The 15437-nt window shown below is 73.1% G+C and carries 12 protein-coding genes and 1 pseudogene; 7 read left to right on the forward strand and 6 right to left on the reverse strand.

Translation table 11 applies throughout. The annotated features are described in order from the left end of the window. Window positions 1–284 precede the first annotated feature (284 nt). Window positions 285–1961 (forward strand): PucR family transcriptional regulator, encoded by a 1677-nt coding sequence (locus tag ACWBNA_RS19240; RefSeq protein ID WP_482705645.1) that lies wholly within the window; start codon window positions 285–287, stop codon window positions 1959–1961. Between the two features lie 138 nt (window positions 1962–2099). Continuing rightward, window positions 2100–2879, forward strand: coding sequence for a hypothetical protein (locus ACWBNA_RS19245; protein WP_482705646.1), 780 nt, complete (start codon window positions 2100–2102; stop codon window positions 2877–2879). 701 nt (window positions 2880–3580) lie between these two features. Here ACWBNA_RS19245 and ACWBNA_RS19250 read toward each other — a convergent pair. Further along, window positions 3581–4390, reverse strand: a complete 810-nt coding sequence (locus tag ACWBNA_RS19250; protein WP_482705647.1) for a GntR family transcriptional regulator — start codon at window positions 4388–4390, stop codon at window positions 3581–3583. 155 nt (window positions 4391–4545) lie between these two features. Here ACWBNA_RS19250 and ACWBNA_RS19255 point away from each other — a divergent pair, with 155 nt between their 5' ends. Both ACWBNA_RS19255 and ACWBNA_RS19260 read left to right on the forward strand, forming a co-directional pair. Next, on the forward strand, window positions 4546–5415 hold the full coding sequence (locus ACWBNA_RS19255) for a (2Fe-2S)-binding protein (RefSeq protein ID WP_482705648.1): 870 nt from the start codon (window positions 4546–4548) through the stop codon (window positions 5413–5415). A gap of 302 nt (window positions 5416–5717) precedes the next feature. Continuing rightward, entirely contained in the window at window positions 5718–6761 is a 1044-nt protein-coding gene (locus ACWBNA_RS19260; protein ID WP_482705649.1) for a DUF2637 domain-containing protein, read from the forward strand. Between the two features lie 77 nt (window positions 6762–6838). On the opposite strand, the gene ACWBNA_RS19265 is transcribed toward ACWBNA_RS19260, so the two are convergent. Continuing rightward, window positions 6839–7291 carry an ATP-binding protein gene (locus ACWBNA_RS19265; RefSeq protein ID WP_482705650.1) on the reverse strand — a complete coding sequence of 151 codons (453 nt, stop codon included), beginning with the start codon at window positions 7289–7291 and terminating at the stop codon, window positions 6839–6841. 707 nt (window positions 7292–7998) lie between these two features. On the opposite strand from ACWBNA_RS19265, the pseudogene ACWBNA_RS19270 reads away from it, so the two are divergent. After that, a pseudogene (locus ACWBNA_RS19270) lies at window positions 7999–8813 on the forward strand (transcriptional regulator); the annotation flags it as partial. 10 nt (window positions 8814–8823) lie between these two features. Here the strand turns inward: ACWBNA_RS19270 and ACWBNA_RS19275 are convergent. Beyond that, complete coding sequence (locus ACWBNA_RS19275) at window positions 8824–10176, reverse strand: protein phosphatase 2C domain-containing protein (RefSeq protein ID WP_482705651.1); 1353 nt, start codon at window positions 10174–10176, stop codon at window positions 8824–8826. A 954-nt stretch (window positions 10177–11130) separates the two neighbouring features. Here ACWBNA_RS19275 and ACWBNA_RS19280 point away from each other — a divergent pair. After that, a complete protein-coding gene (locus ACWBNA_RS19280) occupies window positions 11131–11613 on the forward strand; it encodes a DUF456 domain-containing protein (RefSeq protein ID WP_482705652.1) in 483 nt (160 codons plus the stop codon). 156 nt (window positions 11614–11769) lie between these two features. Beyond that, window positions 11770–12144 (forward strand): PPOX class F420-dependent oxidoreductase, encoded by a 375-nt coding sequence (locus tag ACWBNA_RS19285; protein ID WP_482705653.1) that lies wholly within the window; start codon window positions 11770–11772, stop codon window positions 12142–12144. Window positions 12145–12160: 16 nt separating this feature from the next. On the opposite strand, the gene ACWBNA_RS19290 is transcribed toward ACWBNA_RS19285, so the two are convergent. The 3 genes from ACWBNA_RS19290 to rsgA form a co-directional block, all read right to left on the reverse strand. After that, window positions 12161–12649, reverse strand: a complete 489-nt coding sequence (locus ACWBNA_RS19290; protein ID WP_482705654.1) for a methylated-DNA--[protein]-cysteine S-methyltransferase — start codon at window positions 12647–12649, stop codon at window positions 12161–12163. A 104-nt stretch (window positions 12650–12753) separates the two neighbouring features. Continuing rightward, complete coding sequence (locus tag ACWBNA_RS19295) at window positions 12754–14157, reverse strand: AlkA N-terminal domain-containing protein (protein ID WP_482705712.1); 1404 nt, start codon at window positions 14155–14157, stop codon at window positions 12754–12756. An 89-nt stretch (window positions 14158–14246) separates the two neighbouring features. Beyond that, complete coding sequence (gene rsgA, locus ACWBNA_RS19300; protein ID WP_482705655.1) at window positions 14247–15374, reverse strand: ribosome small subunit-dependent GTPase A; 1128 nt, start codon at window positions 15372–15374, stop codon at window positions 14247–14249. Window positions 15375–15437: the final 63 nt, after the last annotated feature.

The raw sequence follows: 15437 nt of genomic DNA on the forward strand, positions 1-15437 counted from the left end.
GGCCAGTACACAGCGCCGTGCGCCGACCGGGTCAGTCACGGAAACCATGAAGGAGTTGGCTGGCCAGGGCGGTCATCTTGTAGATTCGTATGAAAGGAGGTCATCGGCAACCTCCTCGTTTTCCTGCGGAAACGCGTGGCACACCCCGTGTGACCTGGAACACGACCGGAAAGCGGCTCCGGAGCGGCGAGCCCGGCTCGTCCACCGCCGGACGGACACCTCGTCCGGGGACCCTCACGACCCATCGTAGATTTCGAGACAAAAAAGAACGGCGGCGACGAGAAATGCGGCTGCGCGCACTGCTGGACACCGAGGCGCTGGGCCTGCGGCTGCTCGGCGGCGAGGACGAGCTGGACCGCACCGTGCGGGGCGTGATGACCACCGACCTCAAGGACCCCAGCCGCTACCTCTCCGGCGGAGAGCTGGTCCTCACCGGCCTGGCCTGGCGTCGGGACGCCACCGACTCCGAACCGTTCGTACGACTCCTGGTGCAGGCCCAGGTGGCCGCGCTGGCGGCCGGGGAGGCCGAACTCGGGGCCGTGCCGGACGATCTGGTGGCGGCCTGCGCGCGCCACCGCCTCCCCCTCTTCGCGGTGCACGAGTCGGTGGCGTTCGCGACCATCACCGAGCACGTCGTACGCCAGGTGTCCGGGGAGCGGGCCGGTGATCTCGCGGCGGTCGTGGACCGGCACCGGCGGATGATGACCTCGGGCCCGGCGGGCGGCGGCCCGGACGTGGTCCTGGACCTGCTCGGCTCCGACCTCGACCTGCGCGCCTGGGTGCTGTCCCCCGCCGGGCGGCCCATCGCGGGCTCGAAGGTCGCCGGGCCCGCCCTGCCGGCCGACGTGTGCGCCAAGCTCGCGGCCGAGCATCTGGCGGCGGTCCGTACGGGCCGACGTGGCCCGCATCGCGTGCTGCTCGGCACCACCACCTACTCGCTCTTCCCGGTCCACAGCAGCGGCGGCCGCTCCCCTCAGGGCTCCCGGGACGTGCGCGAGAGCGTGCTGTCGGACTGGCTGCTGGCCGTCGAGGCGGACGCCGGGGACTGGCCGGAGGAGCGGCTGGACCTGCTCCAGGGCGTCACCCAGCTGATCTCGGTCGAGCGCGACCGGCGGGACGCGGCGCGCACGGTCCGCCGGCGCCTCGCCCAGGAGGTCCTGGAGCTGGTGCAGACGGGTGCCGCGCCCGCCGAGATCGCCGCACGATTGCGCGTGGCCGCCCCCGTCCTCCTCCCCGGCCTCGGCGCGGCCCCGCACTGGCAGGTGGTCGTCGCCCGCGTCGAGTGGCAGGGCGGCGACCTGGAGGGCGGCCCGATCGCCCAGTCCCTCCTCGAGGAGATCCTGGTCGACCCGCTGTCGACGGGACCGGAGCCCTCCGACCGGATCGCCGTCGCCCACACCGGCGACGAGGCCATCGCACTCGTCCCCCTGCCGGCCGTGTCCACGGAGCACGACGGCTCGGAAGCCGGGATCCTCGCCGACCTGCTCCTGGAGGCCGTACGGGACCCGCTGTCGGCCGGCCTCGACGACGACGGGCGGGTCACCCTCGGCGTCAGCGCGTCGGTCCACTCGGCGGAGGGCCTGCGCGGCGCCCTGGAGGAGGCCCGGCACGCCCGCAGAGTGGCCGCCGCCCGCCCCGGCCGGGTCTGCGCGGCCGGCCACCAGGAACTGGCCTCCCACGTCCTCCTGCTGCCCTTCGTCCCGGACGACGTCCGCCGGGCCTTCACCGCCCGCCTCCTGGACCCCCTCCGTGACTACGACCGCCGCCACCGCGCCGAACTCATCCCCACCCTGGAGGCATTCCTCGACTGCGACGGCTCCTGGACCCGCTGCGCGAACCGCCTCCACCTGCACGTCAACACGCTGCGCTACCGGGTGGGCCGGATCGAGCAGTTGACGAGCCGTGACCTTTCACGCCTCGAGGACAAGCTGGATTTCTTCCTGGCACTGCGAATGAGCTGACCCCTCACGGCACAACGCGCCTACCAGGAGTCCCACGACTTTGTGAAATCCTTCACCCACCCCCTTGGCCCAGCCGGGCGATCCGTGCTGAGATGCCGCCACCACTCATAGCTCGATGGCGTGCTCGGGGAGGGCAACGTGGCGCATACCGCCATGTCTGGTAACGGAACGACCGCCGGTGACGATCCACTCCAGACCGCGGTATGGCGGCTGCGCTCCCGCGCCTGCTGGACGGACGCCGCCGCACTGCTCCAGCCGACCACCGCACCGGCCGCGCTCCAACGGGCCTCCCTGCTGGTGGAACGGTGCCTGTACACAGAGCAGGGCTGGGAACAGGCCGAGGACGCGCTGCGCACGGCCGAGGCGCTGGCCCACGGCGACGACGAGCGGGGCGCGGCCGCTTGTGAACGCGGGCAACTTGCCTACGCGGCGACGCTGCACGGCGTCCGGGACCGCGCCGACGAGGCCCGGGCGGCACTCGGCCGGGCCGCGGCGCTGATCCCGCCCGGGGCTCCCGGACGGGCGCTCCTCGACTTCCGGCGGGGGTTGCTGGCGGAGAACCTGGCGCACTCCCCGCAGTCGGCACGCGCGGCGTACCGGCGCGCGCACGCCGGCGCCACCGCGCACTCCGATCCACTACTCCTGTCCTTCACCTGGCGCCACCTCGCCGGACTCGCCCTGCGAGAAGGGGAGTTGGCCGAAGCACGGCACGGCTTCAGGGAATCGCTCCGGATCCGCGAGGAGTTGGGGTACCTGGTCGGAACGGCACCGGCACTGGCGTCCCTGGCCGACGCGGAGGTAGAACCGGAGGCCTCGCACCTCCGGGAGGAAGCCCGGCGCCTGTTCCGCCTCCTCGGGGGCGTACCCACCTGGCTGTCCCGCCAACTGGCCCCGGCCCCGCCCGCGGCAACGGCATAGCCCCACCCACCACCGCCGCGCACCCCTTGGGGGCTCCGCCCCCAAACCCCCGGACCTATGCCCACCCACCACCCGACTCGGTCAGCCGAACGGAAACCTCACACTGAGGGCTGCGCCCCAGCGGCTGGGGGGGGGAGGGAGCCAACCCCCCGCGGGTGGCTGGGGACTCGGGACGGCCTCCACCCACCCGACACGGCAGGTCGAGGCGTCCGACGGCCTCCGCCCGCAACGGATGGGCAGGGACCAGGGACGAAGGCCGCCACCCCGGCGCCCGACTCGGCGAATTGGGGTGACCGATGCAATGTCCCAGCTCGGCAGATTGAGGCAACCGGCGAGCTCCGCCCCCCAACCGGAGGGCAAGGACCAGGGACGAGGGTCTCCACCCGTCGTCCCACTCGCCCGGCCGTGACGGCCGTGACGGCCGTCATGGGCGTCATGGGCGTCACGGGCGTCACGCGCCGTCGCGCGCCGTCGAGAGGTGCGCGCTCCGCTCCCGCACCCGCGTACGGCGGCAAGGGGACGTGTCGGGGGGTGTCCGCCCGCAGCGGTTGGCGCGTCAACGCCGGCGAGTTGGTAGGTGACCGATTCCGCGCCGTTCCGAGGACGGACACCCCCCGACACGGCCCCGACCCCCCACGCACCCAAAGGCGCAACGCGCACCGCACACCACCCGCACAGGCCGCCGCAGGCATCCGCACCCCTCAGCGAGCCCCCGTGAAGTGCCCACCCGCCAGCGACCGCACCACGTCCAGATCCCGCGCGATCAACGCGTCCAGCAAGGCGGCGTGTTCCGCCGCGTCGGCCAGCAGTTCGGCACGCTTCCGCGAGGCGGGCGCGCCGACCAGAGGCCACTGGGCGCGGCGGTGGAGGTCCTCGGCGAGCTGGACCAGCTGTTCGTTGCCCGACAGCGCGAGCACCGCGCGGTGGAAGTCCCGGTCGGACTCCGCGTAGGTCGCCGGGCAGCCGGTGGACGCCGCACGCACGGTCGCCTCGGCGAGGGGCCGCATCTCGGCCCAGCGTTCGACCGGCACCGTACGGGCGAGACGCATCATCACGGGGACTTCGATCAGCGTCCGGATCTCCGCGAGTTCCGCCAGCTCGCGCGTGCCCCGCTCGACCACCCGGAACCCGCGGTTGGGAACGACCTCGACGGCGCCCTCCAGCGCGAGCTGCTGCATCGCCTCCCGGACGGGCGTCGCGGAGACCCCGAAGCGCTCGCCGAGCGCGGGGGCGGAGTAGACCTCGCCGGGCCTGAGCTCGCCGGCCACCAGCGCGGTGCGCAGGGCGTCGAGGATCTGCCCGCGCACGGAGGACCGCTGAACGGCGGGGCGGGCCCGCGGGATGGGCGTCTCGCTGTGGGTGTGCTCACCACGGACGGCCCCGGGAACGGCAGCGCCCCACTCCCGGTTCACGTCCGCGGCCCGAGGCTGCGACGGCACCCGGACGGCGTCCGCGGGAACGCCGGAAAGACCAGGAACACCCGTCTCGGCGGACTGCGCGCCCTGCTCCACGGGGTCCTCCTCCGGACGTGTCGGTACTTGGGGTCATTACGGCGGGTTGTTACTCACCCGTCAAGCAGATTAGGGCATAACCCGACAGTTCCCATGACCAGGACCTTGGGTAAGGTAAGCCTTACCTCCAAGCGCCCCCGAATCGATGGTCCCGGATGCCAGCCCTGCCGCCCGCCCCGCCGTCCACCCCCCGCTCGGCGGTCGCTCACGCCTACACACACCTCACCAAGGCCCTTCCAAGCCTGACAGTCACGGAACTGCACCCGGGCGAGCGGCTCCCCACCGGTGACGGCTGGGTCACCGCGACCGAACTCGCGCAGGCCGGACCCGGACTCGACGCATTCCTGGCCTGGGACGACGCACAGGTACTGCGGGACCACGGCCGCCCCGGCCGCCCGGACGTGATCGCCAGTTTCGGTCTGCACCGGTACGCCTGGCCCGCCTGCCTCCTGATCACCGCGCCGTGGTTCCTGCAGCGCCGCGTCCCGCGCTACCCCGTGACGCATGTCTCGTACGACCGCACCAGGGGCCCCATGTCCTTCGCGGTGCGCCCCGGCCCCTTCGCCTGTCTGCCGGACGACCCGGCGGCAGCGCTGCCCGGCGCCCGGGTGGTTCCCGGCGAGGAGGCACTGCGGGCCGAGGTGCGGGCGGCGGTCGCCGAGCACATGGAACCGGTGCTGGCCGGTTTCGGACCGCGGATGCGACGCCGTGGCCGCGCCCTGTGGGGCATGGTGACGGACGAGATCGTCGAGGGCCTGTGGTTCGTCGCCGGACTGTTCGGCGAGAGCGAGCGGCGACGGGCCGAGCACGAGCTGGAACTGCTCCTGCCGGGATCGACCAGGCCGTACGTGGGCTCGGCGGCGTTCCGCCGGCTGACCGGACCGAACGGCGAGTCGCTGCCGACCCGGGACCGGGCGAGCTGCTGCATGTTCTACACACTGGAGCCCGAGGACACCTGCGCCACCTGTCCGCGCACCTGCGACGCGGACCGCGTGGCCAAGCTGACGGCCCTCGCGGCGAGTTGAGGGACCCTCAGTCCGAGCCGGAATCAGGCGTCCCGTAAGATCACTCACGACTGAGACGCCCCCTGGTTACAGGCACTTCACATTTTCCTCACGGGCCGCGGGAACTTTCCGTGGAACCACCCGTACGGGTAGTCTTATTCGAACTCAACTCCCGCCCCTCAAGCGGCAGTTCGAGCAGAAAGCCGCCCTGGGCATCCCCTTGCACTTCCTTGGCGGCCTCTTGCCCCGAAAACGCCTGAGGGCCGTTGGGATTGGGCCACTATGGCGGGCGTTACGCCCTATCCCAATGCAAGGGACCCCAGATGAGACTGACCGACATATCGCTGAACTGGTTGCTTCCGGGCGCCGTACTGCTCCTGGGCATGCTGGCGGCGGTTGCGGTGCTGGCGCGTGGCAAGCGCACCTCGGGGAAGGACGCGCGCGCGGACGACTCGTGGGAGCGCAGCGAGGAGCGCCGCAGGCGCAAGGAGGCCATATACGGCACCGCCTCCTACGTGCTGCTGTTCTGCTGTGCGGCGGTCGCCGCCGCCCTCTCCTTCCACGGCCTCGTCGGCTTCGGCCAGCAGAACCTCAACCTGTCCGGCGGCTGGGAGTACCTGGTCCCGTTCGGCCTGGACGGCGCGGCGATGTTCTGCTCCGTGCTCGCGGTGCGCGAGGCCAGCCACGGTGACGCGGCGCTCGGCTCCCGGATACTCGTGTGGACGTTCGCGGGTGCCGCGGCCTGGTTCAACTGGGTGCACGCGCCCAGGGGTTTCGGCCACGACGGCGCACCGCAGTTCTTCTCCGGCATGTCCCTGTCGGCGGCCGTACTGTTCGACCGCGCGCTGAAGCAGACCCGCCGGGCCGCCCTGCGCGAGCAGGGTCTGGTGCCGCGTCCGCTGCCGCAGATCCGCGTCGTCCGCTGGCTGCGGGCGCCCCGTGAGACGTACAAGGCGTGGTCGCTGATGCTGCTGGAGAACGTGCGCAGCCTGGACGAGGCGGTCGACGAGGTCCGCGAGGACCAGCGGGAGAAGGAAGCGGCCCGACTTCGCCGGCGCGGCGAGCAGCGGGTGGAGCGCGCGCAGCTCAAGGCGATCAGCCGGGGCCACCGCGGATTCGTCGGCCGTGGCCGGCAGTTGGAGGCGCAGGCGACGCTGGAGCGGGCCCCGTCGGACCGGACCACCGCGGAGCCTGCCATATCGCCGGAGCAACTGCCCCCCGCACGCCAGCGGCCCTCCCTGCAGCCCGTCCGCAGCGGATCTGATCCCATCACCGTGGATCTCACCGCGGAGGACGACACCATGGCGCTGCCGCGTCTCGACTCCCTTGAGCGCAAGCTGAAGGACCTGGAGCAGCAGTTCGGCTAGAGGCAAAAACGGTTTCACGGGACGGGGTGCGGCTCGCAGGAGCCGCACCCCGTCCCGTTTGGCGTTCACGCGGTGGTTCAGGCGACGCCCGCGTCCAGCTCGAACCACACCGCCTTCCCCACCCCGTGCACCCGCACGCCCCACGCGTCCGCGAGGGACTGCACGAGGAGCAGGCCCCGGCCGTGCGTACCGTCGTCGGCGTTCGGTACGCGCAGTCTGGGCCTGCGTGAGACGAAGTCCCGCACCTCCACCCTCAGACCACGCGGTCCGACGGTGGCCGTCAGCAGCGCGTCGTGGTCGGTGTGGATGATCGCGTTGGTGACGATCTCGCTGGTCAGCAGTTCCGCGACCTCGGCCCGCCCGGGCCTGCCCCAGTGCCGTAAGAGCTCGCGCAGTGCTCTGCGCGACTCGGGCACCGCCCTCAGGTCCGCCCGCCCGAGTCTGCGTTTGAGCTGCGGTGCCGGCGCCTCGTCCATGGCGCTGTCGGCCTTGTCCTCCACTGTGTCCGCCGAGAAGGCCCCTCTTGCCATGGGACCGCCTCCTCGTACCTGCCTCTTCATGACCCCCGCCCGCGTGCCGATGTCGGTTCCCCTCCTGCTCGAACACGTTCACGAGGATCCATGCCCCTGTGGGACTGGCGGCAGTCATGTCGAATCGTCAACGACCAGGTGTTCGGCCATCCTTGAGGATTCCTGAGACCCTCATGAGGCGCCCCTGAGGGCATGAACGCACCCTGCGACGGCTGGTGCGGCCCGGTGAGTGAGGCATCGGAGGCCGCCTACGAGCTCTTCACACCCGGCACGGTGTGGGAGAAAGCCCTGGTCGTCGAGCGGGTTCCGATGGCGGGGACGTGGCCCCTGAAAGGGATCCACCGGCGCAACCGCCACCTGCCTGCCGCGCCCCGGCGAGCGGGCGCGAGGCGGTGTGTCCGCTCCTGGCGGCGGCTGTCACCGGGCCGTCCCGCACGGCTTCGAGCCTACGCACCTCACGGACGTCCGGACCGCCGGCGATGGGCCCGTCTACCGATTCCGGGCTGCCGACCTTGCCGTACTCGACGCACAGGTGGGGCAGTTGGTGCTCGACGTCGAGGTGCCGTCGGAGCTGATTCACGAGGTGGGTGTCCGCGCGCAGGGACCGCCTTCCGCGGCTCGCGAAACTGGCCGGAACCCGCTGGTTCCTCACGCGGAAGCTCAGCAGGAACCAGTCTCACCGGGCGCCCACGCTGCGGAAACCGGGGCCGCCCGCGCGGCCTGCGCGCGCCCCGTCCCGTGCGACCGCGCCGGGGACCTCGGGCCTCCCCCCGACCGCGTCGCCGAGCCCTTCCGTCAGCCTCGGGTCGCCCTCGGCCGACGGCACGACGACGAAGCCCTCCGGAAAGCCGGCGGAGAGCCGCGGCCCCTCGGGAAGTCACGAGCAGGACGGCGGGGGTGTGCCCTCCGTCCCCCTCACCTGGACCGCCGACTCCCAGGTCTGGGCGCTGGGCTGCGGCCACGACTACGTCATCGGCAAGCAGCCCCGGCAGGTACCTCCGCCTCCCGCCCCACAGGACGCCGGCACCTGGGCGGGCACCCAGAACGCGGTGCACGGGCACGACACGAACGTACGGATCTCGGTGCAGGGGCGGACCTCCGCGGCCGTGATCCTGGAGGCGCTGCGGGTACGGGTCGTCGGACGCGCCGACCCCGCCCCCGGCACCGCCTACTCCATGGACCAGGGCTGCGGCGGAGCCGTCACCCCCCGCTGCTTCGACGTCGGCCTGGACATCGACCGCCCCCTCGCCCGCCCCGTCGAGGGGGCGACACGGGCACGCCGATTCCCGCCATGCGCCTGCCGTACCGCGTCTCCGTCGAGGACCCCGAGGTCCTGCTCGTCACCGCGCGGACCGAGGGCTGCGACTGCCGCTGGTACCTGGAGCTGGACTGGGCCTCCCAGGGCCGCACCGGCACCGTCCGCATCGACGACGACGGCCGGCCGTTCCGCACGAGCTCCATCAGGGGACTGCCGCGCTACTGGTACGACATCTCGCGCCAGTGGGTGGAGAGGACCGGCTGAGGGCCGGGTGTCACGCCTCCCAGACGGCGGCGGCCGTACGGTCGTCCGCGTACCCCTTGACCCTGACCTGGGTGTCGGCGAGGAACTGGGCGAGACCGGGCGGGGTGGGCCCGGACCAGCGGCCGGTGAGATACCCGCACAGTTCGGGTTCGCCGCGCAGCGGCTCGGCGAGGCCGTCGGTGCACATCAGGAGCGTGTCCCCCGGCCGGGCCACCGAGGCGCGGAAGCGGAAGGGTTCGCGGGGCGGCTCGGGGGCGGGTTCGTACGGGCTCGGGGGTGTCGGGATGCCGAGGTCCATGGTGAGCCGGTCTCCCTCGGGGGTCTCGGCGGGCAGGGACCCGAAACCGACGACCGGCTCGCCGGGGACGTCGAAGACCCGTGGTTCGATGTCCTGCCACTCGCCGCCGCGCAGCCGGAACAGCCCGCCCGCGCCGACGCCGAAGAAGACACGCGTGCGGCACTCGGGGTCGGCGGGCAGGAGCAGGCAGCGCAGGGCTGCGGCGTACTCCTCCGGTTCGATGCCCTGCTCGGCCGCGCTGGCCCGGAGCTTGCCGAGGCTTCGGTCGGTAAGACGGTGCAGACCCGACTTCAGGTCCCCGCGCCGGCCCGCCCTTATGTCCTCGGCGAGCCTGACGTGGCTGCGGCCCACGGCCCGCCCGATCCAGTGACACGCCTCGGCGGCCGCCCGGTGCGCACCCGGCGTGGCCCGCGCGCCGGTCGCCATCGCGACCAGGATCAGCGCGTCCTCCCCCGCCCCGAAGCGTGCCGTGAGCAGGGAATCCCGCCGCGGCTCACCCCGGTAGCGCGCGGAGTCCCCCCGAACCGAGGACGCCCGCAGCGTGGAGGACCCGTACCGGGCCCCGTCCAGCACGGTGTCCGCGACCAGGTCGTCGAGATCGTCCGGGTCGGCCGGCGGCAGCGCGGTGGGTTCGGCCTCGTAGGTGGGGGGCCCGGAGCCGACGTAGCCGACGGACTTCGGCGGCGGGACGGGGAGGTCGACTCGGGTCGCGGTACGAAGGGGGGTTCGCGGGTCGCCGGAGCTGCCCTGAAGCGAGGTTCCGGGGCTGCTGTCCTGGGCGTCGGCGGCCTCCCGCGCCGGGGAGGATGCGGAGGCGGCGCCCTCGACCGTGGCAGGCGCCTCCCAGGGCGCCCGCCTCGGCGCGGAACCGACGGGGCTCGCAGTGCCTACGGCGTCTCCCCCGGCGGGCGCTCCCCGCAGCATGTCCTGCTCCGGCTCGTCGTCGACGGCTCGCGCGTCGGCCTCGGTGTCCCGCCGTTCGGGCGGAGCCGTGGGCGGCGGCGGGCCGAAGGGGGGCGGTGGCGGAGGGGGCGCGGACGGGGGCGGGGGTGTGTCCGGGGACATCCGCGAGGCCGGGACGGTTGTGGTGGGGGGCTGCGTGGAGGTACGGCCACCGGTCGCGGTGGCCGCACGGCCCCAGGGTGGCGGCTGCTCGGCGGATCCCGGCGGCTTGGGTTCGGGCGGGAAGGTCGCGGGCCCCGGAGGCGGGTCGGGCGGTGGCTCCCAGGGGGCCCGCAGCCCTGCGAACCCCGCGCGCCGCGGGGCATCGACCGCCCCGGTACCACCGGCTCGCGGCGCGGTCGCCCCGACGCCGGGAGAACCGGCGGCACCTGACCGGGAGGCGGGATCTCCTCTTTCCGGAGCATCGCCGAGACCGGACCGGGACACAGGGCCTTCCCCTACCGGAACGCCGAAGGCACCGGGACGCGGCCCGGTAACCACGTCTTCCGAGCCACCAGCAGTACCGGAAGGCGGACCGGCAACCCGGTCCCCCGCGCCCCCGCCAGAACCGGAACCTGGACCGGCGGCCCCGCCCTCCGCACCCCCACCAGAACCGGCGTACCCGGCCCCCGCCGCAGGCGTCGCGTCTTCCGTGGCGGCGGCGTCGCCGGGACGCTGCGCCGGGATTCCGCCTTCGTCCTCCCCCGGAGCCGCGCCGCGCCCCTCCACCGTCCCCGCCGCCGAGGCGAACCGGTCGTCCAGTGAGTCGGGCGTGGGTGTGGGGCCCGTGTCCTCGGTGGTGTCGTCGTACAGCTGCCCCCACCAGTCGTCCTCGTGACCGCTGGGCTTTCCCCCCTGCTGTTTCATGCCCCTAATTGTCCACCGCGCGGGCCATATGAAAACGGGGCATCCGGAAAATCCGGGCGGCGCACGGATCATCGAAAGGCGTGTCGAGTGAGTCGCCGAACGGCCATACGACACGAGCGGTCGGGCGGACCCCTCCCCCGACGTGCCGATGGACGGCGTAGGCCCGCGCCCTGACCTGCGCCTTCGGCCGGCCTCCGGCACTCTGGACAGATGGGAGTGGTGGATCTCCTGCTGGTCGGACTGGTCCTTCTGTTCGGTGTGGGCGGAGTGCTGGTGCCCGGCGTGCCCGGATCGTGGCTGGTGTGGGCCGCGGTCATGTGGTGGGCGCTGAAGGATCCCCAGCCGCTCGCCTGGGCGGTCCTGGTGGCCACGACCGTCGCGCTGCTGCTCTCCCAGGTGGTGCGCTGGGCGCTGCCACCCCGACGGCTGCGGGCGGGCGGCGCCACCGTACGCATGGGCGTGTACGCCGGTGTGGGGGCGTTCGTCGGTTTCTTCCTGATCCCCGTGCTCGGCGCGATCCCCGGCTTCATGGGCGGCATCTACCTGTGCGAACGGCTCCGGCTCGGCCGGCACCGCGAGGCGATGGCGGCCCTGCGTACGGCGATGCGCTCGGGGGGCTCCAGCGTGCTGGCGGAGCTGTTCACCTGCCTGCTGATCATGGGTGCGTGGCTGGGCGCGGTGCTGTGGGGCTGAGCCGGCCGGCTCCCGACCCGGCGGGAGGCGGACGCCTTCGTTTCCCGATCGGCGTAAGCCCGCGAATCCCGTACGGCGTCTCGGCCGTCGTGGGCCCCGGGAACCAGGGCGAGAATCCGATGCGCGGGGCGGGCCCGAAGTGTTTGGGTGGCTGCCATGACCGAATTCAGCGAGGCCGAGCGCGCGTACCTCAGCTCCCAGCGCCTGGGGCGGCTGGCCACCGTCGACCCGCACGGCCAGCCCCAGGCGAACCCGGTCGGCTTCCACCCCCGGCCCGACGGGACCATCCTGATCGGCGGCTTCGCGATGGGCCGCACCAAGAAGTGGCGCAACCTCCGTCAGAACCCGAAGGTCGCCCTGGTCGTCGACGACATCGTGAGCCTGAAGCCGTGGAAGGTCCGCGGTATCGACATCCGGGGCGAGGCCGAACTCCTCACGGGTCCACACGACTTGGGCCCGCACTTCAGCGAGGAGGTCATCCGCGTCCATCCGCGGCGGATCCACAGCTGGGGACTGGAGGACAACGCTTAGCTCGCTCGGAGGACGCTCACAGGATGCCTTCGAGAGCGAGGAGCCTCGTCTTGCGCTCCAGCCCGCCCGCGTACCCGGTGAGTGAGCCGTCGGCCCCGATCACCCGGTGGCAGGGCCGCAGGATCAGCAGCGGGTTGGCGCCGATCGCGCCGCCGACGGCCCGTACGGCGGCCCTGGAGGCACCGATGCGGGCGGCGATCTCGCCGTACGTGGTGGTCGCGCCGTAGGGGACGGTGTCGAGGGCGGCCCAGACCCGCTCCCGGAAGTCGCTGCCTTCGCCTCGCGACTCCAGCCGGAACTCCTTGAGTTCACCGGCGAAGTAGGCGGTGATCTGCTCCTCGGCGGCCCGGAAGAGGTCCGGGTCGTGCCGCCAACCGGCCTGGAGGGTACGGCCGTTCTTCTGGCCGGGCACGGAGAGGGAGGTCAGAACGCCGTCCGGGTCGGCGGTGAGGAGAAGTTGCCCGACCGGGCTGTCGAGGGTGGTGTAGTGCGTGTCGGTGCTCATCGGGGCTCCGGTGCTCATCGGTACTGCCGGGGTAATCAGTGCCGTGCTGGTCATGGGTACTGCGGTGGGTGTCGGTACTGCGGTGGTCGTCGGTACTGCGGCGGTCATCGGTACTCCAACTCTCCTGCCGTGAGCAGGTGTTGCCAGGCGTAGGAGCGCCAGGGGCGCCAGCTGTCGGGGGTGGCCGGGCCGGGTGGCGCCACGTCCGGGTCGCCCAGGGCGCGGCTGCGGATGGTGGCGGCGGTGCGGGCGTCCAGGCCGGGCAGGGCGAGCAGGGCCGCCTCGGCGTCGTCGCGGTCGGCACCCGCGTCCAGTCGTAGGGCGCCGTCGGCGAGGGCGGTGGTGAGGGCGCCCAGGGTGCCCTCGGGTTCGGCCCCGGCGAGGACGGCCGGTTCCGGGAAGAGGTGGGTGAGGCTGCCGCAGGGGGCGTCCAGCGTCTTGCCGTACCGCTGGACCAGCCGTTCCGCCTCGGCCCGTCCCACCAGGGCCCGCACGGCGAGCTCCTCCGGGTCGGCGGTGCCCGGCGACCGCAGTCCCGGCCGGGCGGCGACCAGCGGGGCGAGCCGTGCGTCGGTGGAGAGCCGTTCGTCGACGGCGTACGGGTCGGCGTCCAGGTCGAAGAGCCGGCGCAGCCGCTGTACGGCGGTGGTCAGGTCGCGGGGGTCGGTGAGGTGGATCCGGGCGTCCAGCCAGCCGCCCGGATGGGCGCCGGACGTGGCCCTCGCGGCGCCGGGCCGCTCGTCGACGGCGACGATGCCGGTGCCGTGGGGCAGGCGCAGGGTGCGGCGGTACGTGCGTCGCCCGGGTGACCCGGCGACCGCCTCGACACCGGCCACCGCCTCGGCCGCCAGCAGGTCGAAGACGGCCGTGGACCGGTACGGGCCCCGGTGGGCGAGCCGCAGCGGGATCCCGGCAGTCGGGGTGGCCGTGCGGCGGGAGGGCCGGCCGCCGTGCGGAGCGGCGGCCCGCAGTTCGCTGGGCGTGGAGGCGTACACGTCCCGCATGGTGTCGTTGAACTGGCGCACGCTGGCGAAGCCGGACGCGAAAGCGATCTGCGTGACCGGCAGGGCGGTCGTCTGGAGCAGGACGCGCGCGGTGTGGGCCCGCTGGGCCCGGGCGAGGGCGACGGGTCCGGCGCCGAGTTCGGTGGTGAGCTGGCGCTGGACCTGCCGGGCGCTGTAGCCGAGCCGTGCGGCGAGCCCGACGACGCCTTCCCGGTCGACGACACCGTCGCCGATCAGCCGCATCGCCCGGCCCACCACGTCCGCCCGTACGTTCCAGTCGGCGGAGCCGGGCACGGCGTCCGGCCGGCACCGCCGGCAGGCCCGGAATCCGGAGCCCTGCGCGGCGGCGGCCGTCGCGAAGAAGCGGACGTTGTGCCGCTTCGGCGTCACCGCCGGGCAGCTGGGCCGGCAGTAGATGCCGGTCGTCTCGACGGCGAAGAAGAACTCGCCGTCGAACCGGCCGTCCCGGCTGCGCACCGCTTCGTACCTGGTGTCCTCGTCCATCACGTCATCCAGTGTGGGCCAGGACCAGGACCGTGGCTGGCGGAAATCGGACGCCGAGCTGCCCCTCCGGCCGCCCTACGTCCGTCTCGTCACGCCCAGCGCCCCCGCTTCGCCTCCATCGCCGCCTTGCCCTGCGCCCCCTTCCGCTTCCAGTCCCGTTTGATCTCGGCGCGGAGCCGTGCGTCGGTCTTGGCGACGATCCGCTGGTTCTCCCGCATGAGCTTGCGGTAGCTGTCGAGCCGCCGCTCGGCCAGTTCGCCGTCCTCGATGGCGGCGAGCACCGCGCACCCCGGTTCGCTCTCGTGCGCGCAGTCGTGGAACCGGCAGCGCGCGGCCAGTTCCTCGATCTCGGAGAAGACCTGTCCGACCCCGCTCTCGGCGTCCCACAGCCCGACTCCCCTGAGCCCCGGCGTGTCGATGAGGACTCCGCCGCCGGGCAGGGCGAGCAGGTTGCGGGTGGTCGTGGTGTGCCGGCCCTTGCCGTCCGCGTCCCGGGTGGCCCGTACGTCCATGACGTCCTCGCCCAGCAGCGCGTTCGCGAGCGTCGACTTGCCCGCACCGGACTGGCCGAGCAGCACGGACGTACCGCCGGAGACGACGGCCACCAGGACCTCCAGTCCGGCCCCGTCCAGGGAGCTGACCGGCAGCACCGGCACGCCCGGTGCGGCCGTCTCGACGTCCTGGACGAGATGCCCGAGCGTCGCCGGGTCCGGCACGAGGTCCGCCTTGGTCAGAGCGACCAGGGGCTGCGCGCCGGACTCCCAGGCCAGGGCGAGGAACCGCTCGATGCGGCCGAGGTCGAGTTCGACGGCCAGCGACACGGCGATGATCGCGTGGTCGACGTTGGCCGCGAGGATCTGCCCCTCGGACCGGTTGGAGGAGGTGGAGCGCACGAAGGCGGTACGGCGTGGCAGATACGTCCGTACGTAGCGCGGGTGGCCGGCCGGGTCGACGGCGACCCAGTCGCCGGTGCACACGACCCGCATCGGGTCGTGCGGGGTGACGAACGCGGTGTCCGCCCGGACGATCCCGTCGGCGGTGACCACGTCGCACTGCCCGCGGTCGACCCGGATCACCCGGCCGGGCAGCAGCCCGTCGGGCTCGTGGGGGGCGAACTCCTCCGCCCACGCGTCGTCCCACCCGTAGGGAGCGAGCGCGGAGAGGGCAGAAGACGTGGTGAGAGCGGATGAAGCGGATGAAGCTGCGCTGGAAGTCAAGGGAGACCCTTCACAAGGGTGGCCCCGGCACGCGCGTCACGGACGCGCGGAGTGGTGAGGAGT

The organism is Streptomyces sp. Q2 (genome assembly GCF_056820935.1).

What these genes read in the sequence shown, in the direction of transcription:
- ACWBNA_RS19240 (WP_482705645.1), top strand. Translation starts at nt 285, where the DNA reads ATGCGGCTGCGCGCACTGCTGGACACCGAGGCGCTGGGCCTGCGGCTG.
- ACWBNA_RS19255 (WP_482705648.1), top strand. Translation starts at nt 4,546, where the DNA reads ATGCCAGCCCTGCCGCCCGCCCCGCCGTCCACCCCCCGCTCGGCGGTC.
- ACWBNA_RS19260 (WP_482705649.1), top strand. Translation starts at nt 5,718, where the DNA reads ATGAGACTGACCGACATATCGCTGAACTGGTTGCTTCCGGGCGCCGTA.
- ACWBNA_RS19265 (WP_482705650.1), bottom strand. Translation starts at nt 7,291, where the DNA reads ATGGCAAGAGGGGCCTTCTCGGCGGACACAGTGGAGGACAAGGCCGAC.
- ACWBNA_RS19275 (WP_482705651.1), bottom strand. Translation starts at nt 10,176, where the DNA reads ATGTCCCCGGACACACCCCCGCCCCCGTCCGCGCCCCCTCCGCCACCG.
- ACWBNA_RS19280 (WP_482705652.1), top strand. Translation starts at nt 11,131, where the DNA reads ATGGGAGTGGTGGATCTCCTGCTGGTCGGACTGGTCCTTCTGTTCGGT.
- ACWBNA_RS19285 (WP_482705653.1), top strand. Translation starts at nt 11,770, where the DNA reads ATGACCGAATTCAGCGAGGCCGAGCGCGCGTACCTCAGCTCCCAGCGC.
- ACWBNA_RS19290 (WP_482705654.1), bottom strand. Translation starts at nt 12,649, where the DNA reads ATGAGCACCGACACGCACTACACCACCCTCGACAGCCCGGTCGGGCAA.
- ACWBNA_RS19295 (WP_482705712.1), bottom strand. Translation starts at nt 14,157, where the DNA reads ATGGACGAGGACACCAGGTACGAAGCGGTGCGCAGCCGGGACGGCCGG.